This is a genomic window from Methylocaldum sp., from assembly GCF_035627495.1.
GTDB lineage: Bacteria > Pseudomonadota > Gammaproteobacteria > Methylococcales > Methylococcaceae > Methylocaldum.
This window is the reverse complement of sequence record NZ_DASPLO010000186.1, coordinates 1-15,515: the sequence shown is the minus strand read 5'-3', so window position 1 is coordinate 15,515 and position 15,515 is coordinate 1. Positions and strand designations below refer to the sequence as shown.

The 15,515-nt window shown below is 57.4% G+C and carries 11 protein-coding genes; 7 read left to right on the top strand and 4 right to left on the bottom strand.

Annotated elements, in window-relative coordinates:
- Positions 1–44 precede the first annotated feature (44 nt).
- Both VEB01_RS17315 and VEB01_RS17310 read left to right on the top strand, forming a co-directional pair.
- Positions 45–914, top strand: a complete 870-nt coding sequence (locus VEB01_RS17315; protein ID WP_324877609.1) for a M28 family peptidase — start codon at positions 45–47, stop codon at positions 912–914.
- A 274-nt stretch (positions 915–1,188) separates the two neighbouring features.
- Complete coding sequence (locus VEB01_RS17310; RefSeq protein WP_324877607.1) at positions 1,189–1,641, top strand: hypothetical protein; 453 nt, start codon at positions 1,189–1,191, stop codon at positions 1,639–1,641.
- Between the two features lie 45 nt (positions 1,642–1,686).
- Here VEB01_RS17310 and VEB01_RS17305 read toward each other — a convergent pair whose 3' ends face one another.
- Positions 1,687–3,495, bottom strand: coding sequence for an ABC transporter ATP-binding protein (locus VEB01_RS17305; protein ID WP_324877606.1), 1,809 nt, complete (start codon positions 3,493–3,495; stop codon positions 1,687–1,689).
- A 150-nt stretch (positions 3,496–3,645) separates the two neighbouring features.
- Between VEB01_RS17305 and VEB01_RS17300 the strand changes: the two genes are divergently transcribed.
- Positions 3,646–3,768 carry a hypothetical protein gene (locus VEB01_RS17300; RefSeq protein ID WP_324877604.1) on the top strand — a complete coding sequence of 41 codons (123 nt, stop codon included), beginning with the start codon at positions 3,646–3,648 and terminating at the stop codon, positions 3,766–3,768.
- A gap of 262 nt (positions 3,769–4,030) precedes the next feature.
- Here VEB01_RS17300 and VEB01_RS17295 read toward each other — a convergent pair whose 3' ends face one another.
- Positions 4,031–5,068, bottom strand: a complete 1,038-nt coding sequence (locus VEB01_RS17295) for a 2Fe-2S iron-sulfur cluster binding domain-containing protein (RefSeq protein ID WP_324877602.1) — start codon at positions 5,066–5,068, stop codon at positions 4,031–4,033.
- Between the two features lie 110 nt (positions 5,069–5,178).
- Complete coding sequence (gene hcp, locus VEB01_RS17290) at positions 5,179–6,843, bottom strand: hydroxylamine reductase (protein ID WP_324877601.1); 1,665 nt, start codon at positions 6,841–6,843, stop codon at positions 5,179–5,181.
- 110 nt (positions 6,844–6,953) lie between these two features.
- Here hcp and VEB01_RS17285 point away from each other — a divergent pair, with 110 nt between their 5' ends.
- Together VEB01_RS17285 and VEB01_RS17280 are read left to right on the top strand one after the other, a co-directional pair.
- Positions 6,954–7,643, top strand: coding sequence for a Crp/Fnr family transcriptional regulator (locus VEB01_RS17285; RefSeq protein WP_324877599.1), 690 nt, complete (start codon positions 6,954–6,956; stop codon positions 7,641–7,643).
- 87 nt (positions 7,644–7,730) lie between these two features.
- Positions 7,731–8,624 (top strand): NAD(P)/FAD-dependent oxidoreductase, encoded by an 894-nt coding sequence (locus tag VEB01_RS17280; protein WP_324877597.1) that lies wholly within the window; start codon positions 7,731–7,733, stop codon positions 8,622–8,624.
- 298 nt (positions 8,625–8,922) lie between these two features.
- Here VEB01_RS17280 and VEB01_RS17275 read toward each other — a convergent pair whose 3' ends face one another.
- On the bottom strand, positions 8,923–12,357 hold the full coding sequence (locus VEB01_RS17275) for a DUF748 domain-containing protein (protein ID WP_324877596.1): 3,435 nt from the start codon (positions 12,355–12,357) through the stop codon (positions 8,923–8,925).
- Between the two features lie 1,585 nt (positions 12,358–13,942).
- Here VEB01_RS17275 and VEB01_RS17270 point away from each other — a divergent pair.
- Complete coding sequence (locus VEB01_RS17270) at positions 13,943–15,046, top strand: UDP-glucuronic acid decarboxylase family protein (RefSeq protein ID WP_324877594.1); 1,104 nt, start codon at positions 13,943–13,945, stop codon at positions 15,044–15,046.
- Positions 15,043–15,402 (top strand): glycosyltransferase family 2 protein, encoded by a 360-nt coding sequence (locus tag VEB01_RS17265; RefSeq protein WP_324877592.1) that lies wholly within the window; start codon positions 15,043–15,045, stop codon positions 15,400–15,402. Before VEB01_RS17270 ends, VEB01_RS17265 begins: the two co-directional genes overlap by 4 nt.
- Positions 15,403–15,515: the final 113 nt, after the last annotated feature.

Here is a 15,515-nt window from a genome sequence, read left to right as displayed (position 1 = left end):
AGAAGCGTTCAAAGGGACCTCTGCACGAGTCGAGAGCTCAAGCGATGGAAAAGGTGTCCGATGGATTGAAAACGCACGTTTACGCTCTGGCCGATCAAATAGGTGAGCGAAACGTGATGTTGCCGGCGGCATTGCATGCAGCGGAACAGTATATTGCGCAGCAATGGGAAGGTCAGGGTTATTCGGTAAACCGTCTGCCGTATACCGTGGAAGGAATAGATTGCGCCAATCTCGAGGCAACACGGTATGGAAGCCGCTTTCCGGACGATATGATTCTGGTCGGCGCTCACTACGATACCGTATTCGGGAGTCCCGGTGCGGACGATAACGCCAGCGGCGTGGCGGCGCTGATCGAGCTAGCCCGTCTGTTTTCGAAAAGCGATTGTGCCCGGACTATACGATTCGTATCGTTTGTGAACGAGGAACCGCCATTCTTCGCGGGACGGCACATGGGCAGCTTGATTTACGCCAAAACCGCCAAGCAGCGCGGCGACCAAATCCGCTTCATGGTTTCGCTGGAGATGCTGGGTTGCTATTACGATACGCCCAATAGCCAACGATATCCGGCCCTGCTCAAGTACATCTATCCCGATCGCGCCAATTTCATTGCATTCGTATCCAACCGAGATTCGCGGAGCAGCTTGCAGCGCCTCGTGGATGCGTTTCGCCGGCATTCGGAATTTCCGCTCGAGCATCTTGCGGCTCCACTTTTCTTGCCGGGTGTCGCGCTAAGCGACCATTTTTCCTTTTGGCGGCAGGGCTATTCGGCGATCATGGTAACGGACACCGCTTTTTACCGAAATCCCTGGTACCACACCGCCGGAGACCTGCCTGAGAAGCTCCATTACGGCCACTTTGCGGAGGTCGTCCAAGGCTTGTATCTGGCGCTACAGGATTGTGCAAGCCGTGTATAGCGAGGCTGGTAGGGATATGTCCAAATTGGGGCAAACGGAAGTCGGATATTCGTCTCCCGCCGCTTTGGTCACTGCTCGTGGCGGCCGCTTCTCGGCCGAATTAGAGATCGATGTTTCCGAAGGAGACGAGGGCGAACTCTTTAAATGGTTTCTTGCAGCCGTTTTATTCGGAGCGCGAATCTCCGGACAGCTTGCGGCACGCACTTACCGGGCTTTTGCCGAAAAGAAGCTGACAACGCCCGAAGCCATTGTCGAGTGTGGTTGGAACGGGTTAGTGGCGGTACTGGATGCGGGTGGCTATGCCCGTTATGATTTTAAAACCGCCACGAAGTTGTTGGATATGTCCCGGTCCCTGCTCGAGCACTATCAGGGAAGCCTCGGCACGCTGCATTCGGAGGCTGAGTCTGCCGAGGACCTCGAAAAGAAGCTAGGCACGTTAGCGAAAGGCATAGGGCCGACGACAGTCAATATCTTTTTGCGGGAATTACGTGAAATATGGCCTAAGGCGGCGCCGAAACTGTCCGATCTTGCTATCGACGCCGCCAAATCGCTGAGTTTTCTACCCGATGAGTCAGGCGAGAACGAGCGGGCGCTGGCACGATTACAGGAACTCTGGGCAGAGGCGGGTGGATCTTTTCGAGATTTTTCGGACTTTGAAACGGCGCTAGTGAAGGAAGGGCTTTTATTACGACGGGCAAAGGGACATGAGGTCAAAGCTGCCCTTTAACCATGCCGCCTAAAAGACTTCTGGACATTTGATCGCCCGCTTTTATCAGGCTCGGAGACTTTGACCGATAACGTCGTCGATGGGGGAGCCTTCCGTCTGGAGCCGCCACATGGTGTCGAAGATGCCCCGCTTGCGCCGGAGTTCAGCCGGATGGCCGTCCTCCACGATACATCCTTCGATCAGCACGATGATACGGTCGAACGAAGCCAAGGTAGACAGGCGGTGCGCGACGGCCAATACCGTGCGCCCACGCATCAGCTTATTGAGCGCGTGCTGAACCTCGAGTTCGCATTCCGTATCCAGCGCGGATGTAGCCTCGTCCAGAATGATAATCGGGGCATTCTTGAGAAAGGCGCGGGCGATGCCGATACGCTGGCGTTGACCGCCGGACAGCTTCACGCCTCGTTCGCCGACCAGTGTGCCGTAGCCTTCCGGTAAGCTTTGAATAAAGTCGTCGCAGTAGGCGCTGCGCGCTGCTGAAATTACCTCCTCGTCGGATGACTCGGGACGGCCGTACCGGATGTTTTCCATTATCGACCGGTGGAATAGCGAGATTTCCTGCGGCACCACGGCGATCGCCGCACGCAGGGTATCTTGCGTCACACAAGTGATGCACTGGCCGTCGATCAGGATGCGCCCCTTCTGCACATCGTCCAAACGCTGTACCAGGCCAACCAGCGTGGACTTTCCGGCGCCGGACGGCCCAACGATGCCAATCCGTTGGCCCGCCGGGATATGCACGGAAAAATCACGGAATACTCGATTACCGTCCGCATACGCGAAGGTCACGTTCTCGAAATCGATTGATCCGCCCAAGGCAATGAATGGGCTTGAATCGGGAGCATCCGCTACCGCGTGAGCCTGGCCCACGTCGCGCAAGGTCTCGGCGATGAGGCCCAGATGCTGGGTCGTGCCGACCAATGCGAAGGCCAAATCCCGCGAACCGTGCAAAATGCGGAAGGTGAGGGCGCTTACCAGCACCACGTCGCCGGGCGTGATCCGGCTCTCGCTCCAAAGGTAAATCGCCCAGGCCAGCATCGATCCGGCCATGATCCACAGGAGCAGATCGTGAAGCACCCGGGTCTTCTCGAGATACATCCAACTCCGGCGCTGCGCATTCGCTTCCACGGCAAACTTTTCGGCCAGCCGGGTCTTCTCCCGAGAGCGTGCCGCGAAGGCTTTCACGGCCCAAATATTGGTGACCACGTCGACCAGTTCGCCGCCGACTCGTGCGGCCTGCTCAGCGAAAGCTCGGTGATACGGCCGTCCCTTCTGTCCGAATAGAACCACGCCACCCGCTACTACCGCGACAAAGGCGGTGAGCACCGCGCCCATGCGCCAGTCGACCGTGGCAAGTACGATCACGGCACCGAGAAAATCGGTGCAGGGCGGCACGATGTCCCAGGCGAAGATGCTGATCAAGGCTCCCGTGGCGCCAGCGGTTTCGGTGACACGGTTGCCGAGGGAACCCACCATGTGGTCGTTGAAGTAATGCATCGGATGGCCGGAAAGGTGATCGAAAAGATCCAAGCGTACATCTACGCCGACGCCCACCACGGTTCGGCAGCCCAGCCAGCCACCGAGACGCCAGAACACGTTCTCAACGGCTACGAGTGCAATGAACAATCCGAGCGGTGTCCACACGGCGAATCGGCTTCGGCCGGGATCGGCCATCGCGTCCACGAGGAGTTTCATGCCGATCTGTACGGCGATCGCACAAGCCGCCGCCGCCATCACCAATGCCAATAGACCGGCAAAATGCCATGGGCGCTTGGCGATATAGTGCAGCAGAAAGAAAATTGGACGTTGAAGAAAACGCGGAACGTCAGTACTCGAATGGGAATCGTGGAGCATCTAATACATCCCTGTGAGATGATTCAGTGGCACTGGTTAAGGGAGTTCGAAGGAGAGATGGCTATGCGGCACGTTGATATCCGGAAGCGGGCACAATCGTAGCCGTTTGGGCCGTTTGTTTGATTTGTTAGCCGGGAAACGAGGGAGAGATTGGGCGCACAGCAATCGCCGAAGCTCGGACGCTTTTCCGTCCAGCCCCAATCGGCCCGTAGCCGGTATAAAGTGGACCGCTCGGAAGAAATCGAGCGGGTGCTGACCGACGCCAGGACTTGACCGGCGCCCGGTTGTGGTCCAAGCGGCCTGGTCAACGGACGCGTTAAATCGTCACGCCCATAGTGATGGCGCGATGATTTTTCCGGAAACGAACGTTGCCAAAAATATCCGTGCCGCGCCGAGCGGCATATATACGGGTGCATCCTGACCCAGTCTCGCTACTTCCCTTTTGCCCCGTAATTTAGACTCGCCCCGCGCAGCGGGTAATAGGTATCTTCTCGTATCATTGGCCGAAATACTTGTTTGCCGATGAACGGGTGCTTTAGGTCGAAGGCAAAAACCGTTCGCTGAAGATATGTCCATCGGCAATCCCGAAGGAACGCGCCGTTTCCGTCGCGGCATCGATCAGCGCGGGCGGACCGCACAGGTAGAGATCAGGCGCAGGGCCGCCTTGCTCCAGGTCGCGTTGCAAGGCTTGCACAGGAGTGCCGTGAAATCCGTCCCACGAAGCCCCCGCGCGCCACACGCACAGATCAATCTTCAGGTGGGGCAGGATTTGAGTGAGGCTCCGAAGCTCGTCGAGGTAAAACAATTCGGCTTCGTGATTGACACCGAAATAAAGGTGCACCGGTTGCGGTTCCTCCAATTCGGCCATATGGCGCAGCATGGAGAGCATGGGTGCCAAGCCGGTGCCGCCCCCGACAAAATAACGGGGTCGTAGGCTTTGCGCCTGCAAGACGAAATGGCCGCTGGGGCCGCATACATCAATTCGCTGGCCGATTTTCGCCTCCCGCTCCAGATATGTGGAGAACCGTCCGCCCGGTTGCAGCCGGATCAGAAATTCCAGTTCTCCGGTCCAGTTGGGCGTATTGGCGATGGAGTAGGCACGGCTTATACCTAAGTTCGGAATTTCCAGGCTCATGTACTGGCCCGGTTCGAATTCCGCAGCCTGCCCGCCGCTGCTGTCCGGTTGCAGCCGCAGCATCAAGCGGATAGTGCGTTCGGCGATGGGCATCAAGTCGATGATTTCGGCGGCGCGGCCCGCTAGCACTTCGAAGCGGATGCGGTCGAAATCGTAAGGCGCTTCAAGCGAGAGGTCGCTTTGTGGATGGGCCCGGCAGAGCAGCAAGTCGCCGCGCGCTGCGGCGTCCGGAGGCAGTGCCTGGGGATTATAACTGCCCAAACGGTAATCGCCTTCGACACAGATGCAGAGGCACGCGCCGCATCCGCCGTCCCGACACAGAGACGGTAGTACGATTCCCTCCTGCTCGGCGGCAACGAGGAGATTCTGTTCGGTCTCGCAGGTGAAATGAACCTGTTGGCCGTCACGGGTGGTGAGCGTTATGGCATGGTTGGTCATAGGTTCTCCAAAAGAAAGCTCTAGGTGGGAGCAGTCTTCAGACCGCGATCGATCCGCGGGCTAGTCGGGGATTTTGTCGCGATCTAAAGCCCGCTCCCATCGATGCCGTTTCAGGCCGCCCGGCCGAGCGCCGCCTCGAGGTCGGCCTCGGCGGTGGTGGCCGGCCTCAGATCGAAGCGTACGGAGAGCTGTTCCAGGAGCGCTGGGGTCAGGAAAGCGGGTAAGCTCGGTCCGAGGCGGATGCCGCGAATGCCGAGGGAAAGCAGGGTCAACAGTACGGCCACCGCTTTCTGTTCGAACCAGGAGACCATGAGCGATAGCGGCAGGTCGTTCACGCCGCATTCGAACGCCTCGGCCAGGGCGCTGGCGATCTGAATGGCGGAATAGGCATCGTTGCACTGACCGATATCCAGGAGGCGCGGAATGCCGCCGATGGTGCCGAATTCGTGCCGGTTGAAGCGGTATTTGCCGCAGCCCAGAGTTAGGATGACGCTGTCCTCTGGCGCGCGGTCCGCCAGATCGGTGTAGTAATTGCGCCCCGGCGCCGCGCCGTCACATCCGCCGATCAGGAAGAAGTGGCGGATGGCGCCGCTCTTGACGGCATCGATGACCTGATCGGCGACTCCCAGTACCGTGTTGCGGCCAAATCCCACGGTGACGGTTTGTTCCGGCGCGTCTTCCTGAAAGCCGGGGAAGGCCAGCGCCGCTTGGATGACCGCCGAGAAGTCGCCGTTGGCGATGTGGCGCACGCCGGGCCAGCCCACCGGTCCAGCGGTGAAGATGCGCTGCCGGTAGCGGGGGTGAGGTTCGACCAGGCAATTGGACGTCATCAGAATCGGGCCCGGGAACTCGGCGAATTCGCGGGTTTGGTCCTGCCAGGCGCCGCCGTAATTGCCGACCAGGTGGGGATAGGCGCGCAGTTTGGGATAGGCGTGGGCCGGCAGCAGTTCGCCATGGGTGTAGACGTTGATGCCTTTGCCCTGAGTCTGCTCCAGTAGCGCCGCCAAATCCTTCAGGTCGTGACCGCTGACCAGAATCGCCTTGCCTTTGATCGGCGTCATCCGCACGCTGGCCGGCTCCTGGTGGCCGAAGCTGCCGGTATTGGCGGCGTCCAAGAGTTCCAGCGCTTTTAAATTCAATTGACCGACGGCCAGCGCCTGGTTCAGGAGTGCCTCGGCATCGGTGGGTTCGCCGGCGAGAAAATCCAGCAATTCCTCGAAACGCGCATAGAGATCCTCGCTTTCGTAACCCAGCACCTGGGCATGATGGGCATAGGCAGCGACGCCCTTCAGCCCGTAGAGGATCATCGCCCTGAAGCCAACGATATCATCGCCCACTTGTTCACGGCCGGCGATTATGGCGGCCGACGCGGCTTGCACCAACAAACCTTCCATGTCCTCCACCGGCTGCCAAGCAGCGGGCCCATCCAAAGCCTCCGGCGCAGCGCCTTGACGCCGTGCCGCCTCTTCATAGCGCATCTTGATTCGGTCGCGCAGGCGGGCGGCCTCTTGGATAAGGGCAATAAAACGGGCGGGATTGAAGTTGACGTTGGTCAGGGTAGTGAACATGGCATAGAGTATGAACCCGTCCGCCTCGGGGTCGGAGATCCCGAGAGCACGGGCGCGGCGGGCATACTGGGCGATACCTTTCACGCCGTAAACCAAAAGGTCCTGTAGATCGGCGGTTACTTGATCTTTGCCGCAGACCCCTTTGGCGCTGGCACAGCCGTTGCCGGAATCGGTGCGGGTGGTTTGTTCGCATTGATAACAAAACATGGTGTTTTCCTTTGCATGGACAGTCAAAGCGACTCGGACGGTGAACACCATAGTGGCCGGCCGTTCGTTTCTCCTTGATGTAGATCAAGCGTGTTCCCGCAGGAGATATTATGAAGAAACCTGTACCCGATTGGCTGTACAAGCATCTGCTGTTCGCCGAGTTGGAAGAACCTCAATTGACGCAAGTGATCGCCGCGGCTTCCGTCGTTCGACTGGAGCCGGGAGACGAGCTTTTCAGCCATGGCCAGCGGGCCAACCGCTTCTTTATCTTGGAAACGGGGGCGATCCAGCTTTCCCGGCTCTCGGCGGCGGGCGAGGAAAAGGTCATCGAACTCATTCAGCCCCGCCAGTCTTTCGCCGAGGCGGTGATGTTCATGGAGGGCAATCTTTATCCGGTCAGTGCTCGCGCGATTGTTCCCAGCGAGCTGTGGGGGTTCGACATGAAGATGTTCCGAACCGTATTGCAGACCTCGCCCGCCGTCTGCTTTCGATTACTGGGCCGGATGAGCCAGCGTCTGCACCAACTGTTGCAGGAAATCGATGAATTGACGCTGCAGAACGCCACGATGCGCGTTGCCCAACACCTGCTCCGTTCCGCGCCTGACCGGAACTGTGCGAGTTACGCCGTGCAGTGGGAAACGCCGAAGCAGGTGCTGGCTTCTCGGCTTTCGGTACGCCCGGAGACCTTTTCCCGCATCCTGCAACAACTGGTGCAGGCCGGAATGATCCAGGTCCACGGCAAGACGGTGGAGGTGCTGGATGCGACGCGTTTAAGGAACTGGGCGGGACAAGGCGATTAAATAAATCTAAGGAACGGCCCTGTTCAATTCGAGGTCTCACAATCGGGGACGCGGGCCATCGGCCGGTACGGAACAAGGAGGGGCGATATGAACGGCACGAGACTCGATTGCCTGATCGTGGGGGCGGGACCAGCCGGTCTGACGGCTGCTATCTATCTCGCTCGTTTCCGCCGCAAGATCAAAGCCGTAGACGCGGGTGCCAGCCGGGCATCGCTTATTCCGGTCTCGCACAATTATCCCGGCTTCCCGGATGGAATTTCCGGGAGCGACTTGCTGGCGCGGTGTCGCGCCCAGGCCTTGCGGTACGGCGCGAGCATCGTTCCCGGTGTGGTTACTCGCATCGAAAAGGTCGACGACGGTTTTATAGCAACGCGCGGAGACGACCGGCTCATAGCTCGGACGGTATTGCTGGCGACAGGCGTGCTCGATATCGAGCCGGTTCTGCCGAACTTGAAAGATGCAATCCGATGCGGATACATCAGGCATTGCCCGATCTGCGACGGCTACGAAGTCATTGACAAAAAAGTGGCGGTGATCGGTTCCGGAAAAGGGGGACTCAGCGAGGCGCTCTTTTTAAGGTGCTATACCGCCGACCTAACCCTGCTGACTCTCGGAAAGGACATGGCGCTGACCGATGACGACCGAGAAACTTTACGTCAGGCCCGGATTCGAGTGATCGAAGAGCCGATAGACGAAGTTTACTTCGAGCAAGGGAAAATCGGGGCGATACGAATGGAGAGCGGCCAAACCCATTATTTCGATGCCTTGTATTCCGCATTGGGGGCAGCTATCCGATCGGATCTGGCGATTCAAATCGGAGCACAGTGCGACCCGGAAGGTCATCTCATCGTCGACGATCATCTCCGGACGTCGGTGCCGGGCTTATACGCGGCGGGCGACGTCGTCAGTGCCCTCAACCAGATCAGCGTCGCCACGGGACATGCGGCGATAGCGTCTACGACGATTCATAACAGTCTCTGAGGCGCCGCATCAGTTATTTTCGTTCCGCGCCTCCGGCCCGGCCTTCGCTTAAGATATGGCCGAAAACAATGTTCCGATTCGTGTTTCTGGTGTAGGGTGGGTTAGGCGCGCATCGCACGGAGCCATTCCGTGCCCGCAGGACTCTCTACGCGCCGTAACCCACCGGTTCCTCGGCCTTGCCTGGTGGGTTACGGCGCGCGGAAACACCACAGGAACTTTCCAGATTCGGTGCGATGCGCGCCTAACCCGCCCTACAATCGTTTTCAAGGAGAATGTGATGTTATTGGCGGCGAAATCCTTAGCCGCCCACCGCACCCAGTTCGAGCCGGGACGGAACCTTTCCGTCGATGTTGTCCGACGTGGATTCGACCTTTCCGGCGCCGATGTGAGTGCGATCGACGCCGGGCAGGCCGATCAACTCTTGCTGGATCGCTTTGGCCCGGCGGTCTCCCAAGGCTTCGAGCTCGGATGTCGCCAAGGGAGCGGCGGTACTGACCAAATGTTCGAACAGGCGTTCATAGAAATCCTGGTCCTCGCTACCCCGCCCTAAAAGAGCCAACACTCTGCTAACTCGCTGCGGTTTCCTTCCGGTCTTCTTTTCGTAAGCGGCCTGAAGCTCTTCCAGCGCCTTGGCGCCTCCACGCTCGATCGTGAGGTCCTCCAAGGCGCGCTGGGTCTTGGCATTGGTGAACGCCAGAGGCCCCGGATCTTCTCCAGGTTTAAGACCTACATCCAGTTTTTCCGCGACGGCTTGTCGCACGTGTAGCGATCTCAGCGCCTCGCCGTCGCGCTTGGGGTCGAACCGGCCATGTATGGTCAACTTGAGCATGGGGCGTTTTTCCAGCGCCTCCGCGACTTTTTTGAGCTTTTCCCGCTCCGGCGGCGGCAAGGTATCGCTGCCGGACTCGAATAGCACCGTGTCGGGGTGTTCCTCGCCGCCCGCGAACACCGAACCGATCATCCGAAAGGGCGCGGTTACGGCTTTTTGCAGCACGGTAACTAAGGCCTCCCAGACCACTTTCCCGTAGCGGAATTTGGGGCTGTCCACATCGCCTTCCACGGGTACCGAGACGTTGATTCGGCCTTGACTGTCGGTAAGTACCGCTACGGCGAGGTCCAAGGGCAAGGAAACGGCATTGGGACTTTCGACGCGTTCACCCAAGGTGAAATTGTCCAAAACGATCTTGTTCTCGCTTTTCAGCATGCTGTCTTCGATCTTGTACTCCAGATCAAGGTCGAGCTTGCCGGATTGTATTTTGCGTCCCGCGAACGTCGCACTATAAGGCGAAAGCGATGTCATCGAAACATTGCGGAAGACCACCGTAATGTCGCTGAACGTTTTCTGCTGCATAGGATTCAGTGCACCGTCAACCTTGACCGAGCCGAACTCATCGACGCGCCCGGTGAACGCCAAATGAGTCCGACCGGCAGCCGCCGTCGAAATATCGGTTATCGTCCCATCGAAGTCGTGGACAAGAGTGGAAAACGGAATGACCAGGCTCAAATCGCTGAAATCGACGATGCCGTTGTCGACTCTGACGCGCTCCACGGTGACCGGAAACGGCTTTTTCGAATCAGACCGCGATGTTTTTTCAGTCTTGACCGCTTTCTTGGCTGGAGGCTTAGGGCTCTTTTCTTTGAATATGGCGGCAAGATTCGTCGACCGGTCTTCGAATATCGTGATCTTCGATCCCGGTTGGTCGATTCGCACATCTTTGATCGACAGCCGATTAGGTTCGAGTGAAAAATCAATCTCGTTTGCCGACAGTTTTTTCCAGGACAGAAAGCGTTTGCCGCTTTCGGTCTCGTTCAGTAGCAGATCGGAGACGCTCAGAACGCCTTTGGTTTTGACCGATGGACCTTTCTGACCTTGGGTAAATCCCACGTCCAGCACGCTGGAAAAGTCGCCGCTTTCGAGTTTGAGTTTGGCGAACTCGGTTACCAAGGGGTGCAGGGCTTTCAGATTTACCCGGTCGACCTGAATCTTGGCTTCCGCTCGATCGCCTTTCGGAGATGCGGTGCCCGTCGCCTTCAGTGCGCCGCCTTGCTTGACCTTGAGGTTTGTGTCGAACGCGACCGGCGTCTCGCCGTCGTTGGTGATGTTTTTGAGGCCGATGTTGATGTCTTCGAAATCATAGGCAATTTCGGATGACAAGCTGTGGTCGGCGATTCCGAGACGAAATCCCTCGAGTGCCAACGCGTTGAGTGCAAAGCGCCAAGGCTGTCCCTCCGGCTCCTCATGCGGTTCAGCAGCGGGAGCTTCGGCGGTTGCATCTCCCTTGGCGGCGAAAAGTTCGGCCAAATGAATCGTGCCGGTCTTATCGCGAATGATTCGAGCGTTGCCGCCTTTCAATGCGGCCCGCCCGATGATCGCTTCGCGTTTTTCGAGATCCAGTTGCCCCTCCGCCAGTTCGAGCGCATCCCAAGCTGCCAAGGACTCGGATGAGCCGGGTTCGGTGAGCGCGATTCCGTTCAGAGTGGCCGCGAACCCATCGATATTGGCTTTTGTCGTACCCGCGCCCGTTTCCATTTCGGCTTTGAGATCGAGCCCAAGCCGGTCAACCGAAACGACATAAGGTGAACGGCGGCTGGCATCGGCATAAGCGACACCGACATCGGCGATTTTGAAATTGCCGACCGTGAGCTTCCAAGGCATCTCGGGCGCGGCGTCCGGTGGCGGATCGGCCGGATTCGAAGGGCTACCGTTCGTTTCCTCTTTCACCAGATTTTGCCAGTTCAACGAGCCGGTTCCATCGACGGATGCGTTGACTTGGCCGTTCTGGATAACAAACGACGGTACGGTGATTCTCCGGTTGGCCAGGTCAAAACTGGCGTTGCCGGCCTCGATGTTTTCCAGAGTCAGAATCGGATCGGCGGCATCGGGCATGGCGAAGCGCAGCTCCGATAGCGTCAACCCCAGGTCGCTCACGGACAGTTCGGTTTTATCGCGGTCTTGGCTGTACCGGTAATGCGCCGACAATGCGGCCTGACCGGACGGTTCGGCCAAATTGAGGCGGTCTTTGAGGAATTTCCACGGAATAGCCAGGTTGAAGGCAGCGAGCCGTAGATCACCGTCCGAGCGGATCGGGTCCAACGACAGATTTCCCCGCCATTCGAGCGTTCCGCCGTCTGGGAGTTTGGTAATGAGTTCATAAGTGCCGGTCTTCTCCGGCAAGGTCGTGAGCGTATTGAGTTCCAAATCGATCGGGCTCACCGTCTCCGTTATGTCGGTGTCTTTGGAGTAGTCGGCATATTGCACCGACCCGTTCGTCAGTGCGAGATGCTTGAGCAAAAGGCGGGGGAGGGCCTCGTCGGGTTGTTCGGGTTCTTCGGACTTGGGCGGCATCTCGGCGATTTTGGCCAGATTAAGCTTTCCTTCTTGGTCGACGACCGCTTTCAACGCGGGAGTTTCGAGGCGGAGATCGGCAAAAGTCCAAGCCCGGCGGAAAATACTTTCCAGTTCGAAATCGATGAACAGTCGGCTAAATTGGAAGACAGGCTGGCCATCCGTGTCCTTCAGGTTAAAATCATGGGCTTCGAAGGCAAACAAAAACGGATTGAAGTTGACTTCACCGACGGAAGCATCCCGCTTAAGCTGCTCGGCGGCGATTTTCGGGACATAACGCTGCACCAGATAAGGAACTAGTGAAAACCCGACCAGCGCATAGAACATGAGCGCCGCCGTAATGGTTAGTGTCCACGGGTTTCTAGCGATTCGGACCAGCCGATTCATGGGGGTTTGAACTCCTTATCAAGGATTGGCGGAGTGTGACAGCTAAAGTGTAGTATCACGAAAGTAGGCAGTTGATTCATGCCGACTCCGACAACCTCTTTCCCTCGGCCACTGATACCAAGCGCCTGTCTACAAAAGGTATTCTTACTTAGGACCACAATAAGCGACAAGTTTCTTCCGGCGGTGGAGGGAGTTCAGAGCATTTTTGCACCGTGCAGCGGGTCAGAGACCAATGGGGTGAGGCACGATTATCGGGAGATAAAGGAATTCGTGTCCCCGTTCATTTCACATTCCATGAGGGGCGAATCCACCATAGTGAAAGGGCCTTATGCTATATTTAGCGGGTCATTTCTCGCGCATCTGCCGGAATCAGTTGCTAAATAATCAGGTGTTGCCACTTGGCTGGAAGTGTTGGCCACACTTGGCATTCCAATAAATAAAAGCAATGTTTAAAGCTGATCGTGTTTTTTCGGAACGTAACAATACAACGGGGCAGATTGAATGGTTCTTTCTGACGCGGGAAGGCGTAATGGGGCCGTATGAATCCGAGGCATTCGCCAAAAAATCACTCGATGAGTTTAAACAGCGCTGCATAGTGATCGGAGCCGACGGAGGTAGAACCCCCGATTCGAAAAGCAATTTCGAACTCGTTCGAGACGAATCAGGCTTGACGACACTGAAAATGGATCCAGTGAAGTCAAAGTAACGCTTGTTCGATGAAGCCATTCGGCTAAGGGACATGGAAAACGCCGAAAACCGTCAATGAGCGGCTTCTGGATGACATGAAGCATGGCCGGAAGCGAACCTTTCAAGCATGCGGCGGAATATGCTTTGCTATTCCGCTCGACGCGTGGTGAATAGTAGGCAAAAAACGAAAGCCTGACTCCTTCTCCTGCCCCTTCTCTTTGAAAGTGAATTGGGTTTTCTTTTCGTTATCCGAAGCCATTCACAAGTGCTTGTGAGCCCTGGCAGATTTATGTGTAGGTTATGACTTACATGTTGAGTCTGCCCGGAGGATCAATACCGCCGCTTCCAGTGACAGCGTCAATGCCTCTGATGCCATCGCTACTCCCGCACCGCTCGCGATCTATACGGACAAGGATGCACTAGGGATAAACAAGGTCGCTCATGCCATTTGGGCACGTACACTCACAAAGGCCCCCACGACTAAGAAGGCAGTCGCGAAATCCTGTCCTGTGTGCGTTGTTAGCCCATGTTATCCGCACTCATCATCCTGTAAGCGTAGGCGTACGGAACCTTAAGCAAAAGCTTACAGACAACAAAGTGGCGCTAGGTTATTTTGTTAATTGAAAGATTGAAAAAACTCTCGTATCCGAAATAGATAGTCATAAATATCAATAAACTGCAGTAATGTGATCTTCGGAAAAAACTAGTTTTTTCACAGCCTCTGATGTTACGCGGAGCGTCGCTAAAGCTGATTAAGTTACGAGAAAGTTCTAAGGGAGATAGGATGAATAGCAATTCAAAACGTCCAAGCGATCAGCAGGTGATTAATTCAACGGCATTTGCATCACCGGGAGACCTTTCTCGTGCGCGGCCTGATCATCCCCGACGACAGCAAGCAATGCCTGTTAGCCATGGCACCGGTCAGGTACCTAGTCAAGGCAGTCCAACCGGCGAAGCGCATCCGATGACCGCAACCGGCCTGCTGCTGGATCGGGGCAAGACAAGGAAGCGCGGCTGCCACCTCCGTAAGCGGATTATGGTCACCGGCGGCGCGGGGTTCATGGGCGCCCACCTGTGCGAGCGCCTGTTGGCAGAGGGCCACGACATTCTGTGTGTGGACAACTTCTATACCGGCTCCCGCGACAACATCGCCCATTTGCTGGGTCACCCCCACTTCGAGCTGCTGCGCCACGACATCACATTTCCTCTCTATGTGGAGATGGACGAGATCTATAACCTGGCGTGTCCCGCATCACCCGTGCATTATCAGAACGACCCGGTGCAGACCACCAAAACCAGTGTGCACGGCTCTATAAACATGCTGGGTCTGGCCAAGCGGGTGCGGGCGAAGATCTTGCTGGCTTCCACTAGCGAAGTCTATGGCGATCCCGAGATACACCCCCAGCAGGAAGGCTACTGGGGACGGGTCAACCCCATCGGTCCACGCGCCTGCTACGACGAAGGTAAGCGTTGCGCGGAGACCCTATTTTTCGATTATCACCGCCAGCATGGCCTGCGCATCAAGGTAGCGCGCATCTTCAACACCTATGGCCCTCGCATGCACCCGGACGACGGCCGGGTAGTGTCCAATTTCATCATGCAGGCACTGACAGGTGAGCCGATCACCTTGTATGGCGACGGTATCCAGACCCGTTCCTTCTGTTACGTGGATGACATGGTGGAGGGGCTGGTCAGGCTGATGGACTCCAGGGACGAGTTCATCGGTCCGGTCAACCTGGGCAATCCCGAGGAATACACCATGCGTTCGTTGGCGGAGCGGGTTCTCGACCTGGCCGGATCTAACTCACCGCTGACCCACAGGCCCTTGCCCAAGGACGACCCGCAGCGGCGTTGTCCGGACATCACACTGGCTCGGCAAGAACTCGATTGGCGGCCAACCACCCGCCTAGAAGATGGGCTGAGCAGGACTATCGACTACTTCCGCGCCAAGTACGGCGCGACGTCGGAGACCTGCCACAACCAGCTGGGGCCTGACCGATGAAGGACGCTCTAACCACCCCCGACACTCCACTGGTGAGCGTGGTCATCCCCGCGTACAACGCCATGGCCTTCCTGAGACAGACTCTGGACAGCGTGCTCGCGCAAACCTACGACAACTTGGAGGTCATTGTCGTGGACGACGGCTCCACCGATGGAACATCGGACCTGCTTCACGGCTACGGCGAACGCATCACCGTCCTGCGCCAGGCAAATGCCGGCCAGGCGGCGGCGCGGAACTATGGCGCCCGTGTGGCGCGCGGCGATATGCTTGCCTTCCTGGACAGCGACGATCTGTGGGATGCAGCTAAAATCGCCCGTCAAGTCGAGCTGCTAGTGTCCTGTCCCATTAATACGTAGCATAAATCTTGCTTAATTTCTGGGTGTCTTTAGATTTGAGGAGATACCCAATGAAAAACGGCCGCCCGAAAGCCGAACTGGTCATCACACCCGCTGAACGCGAACAACTGGAG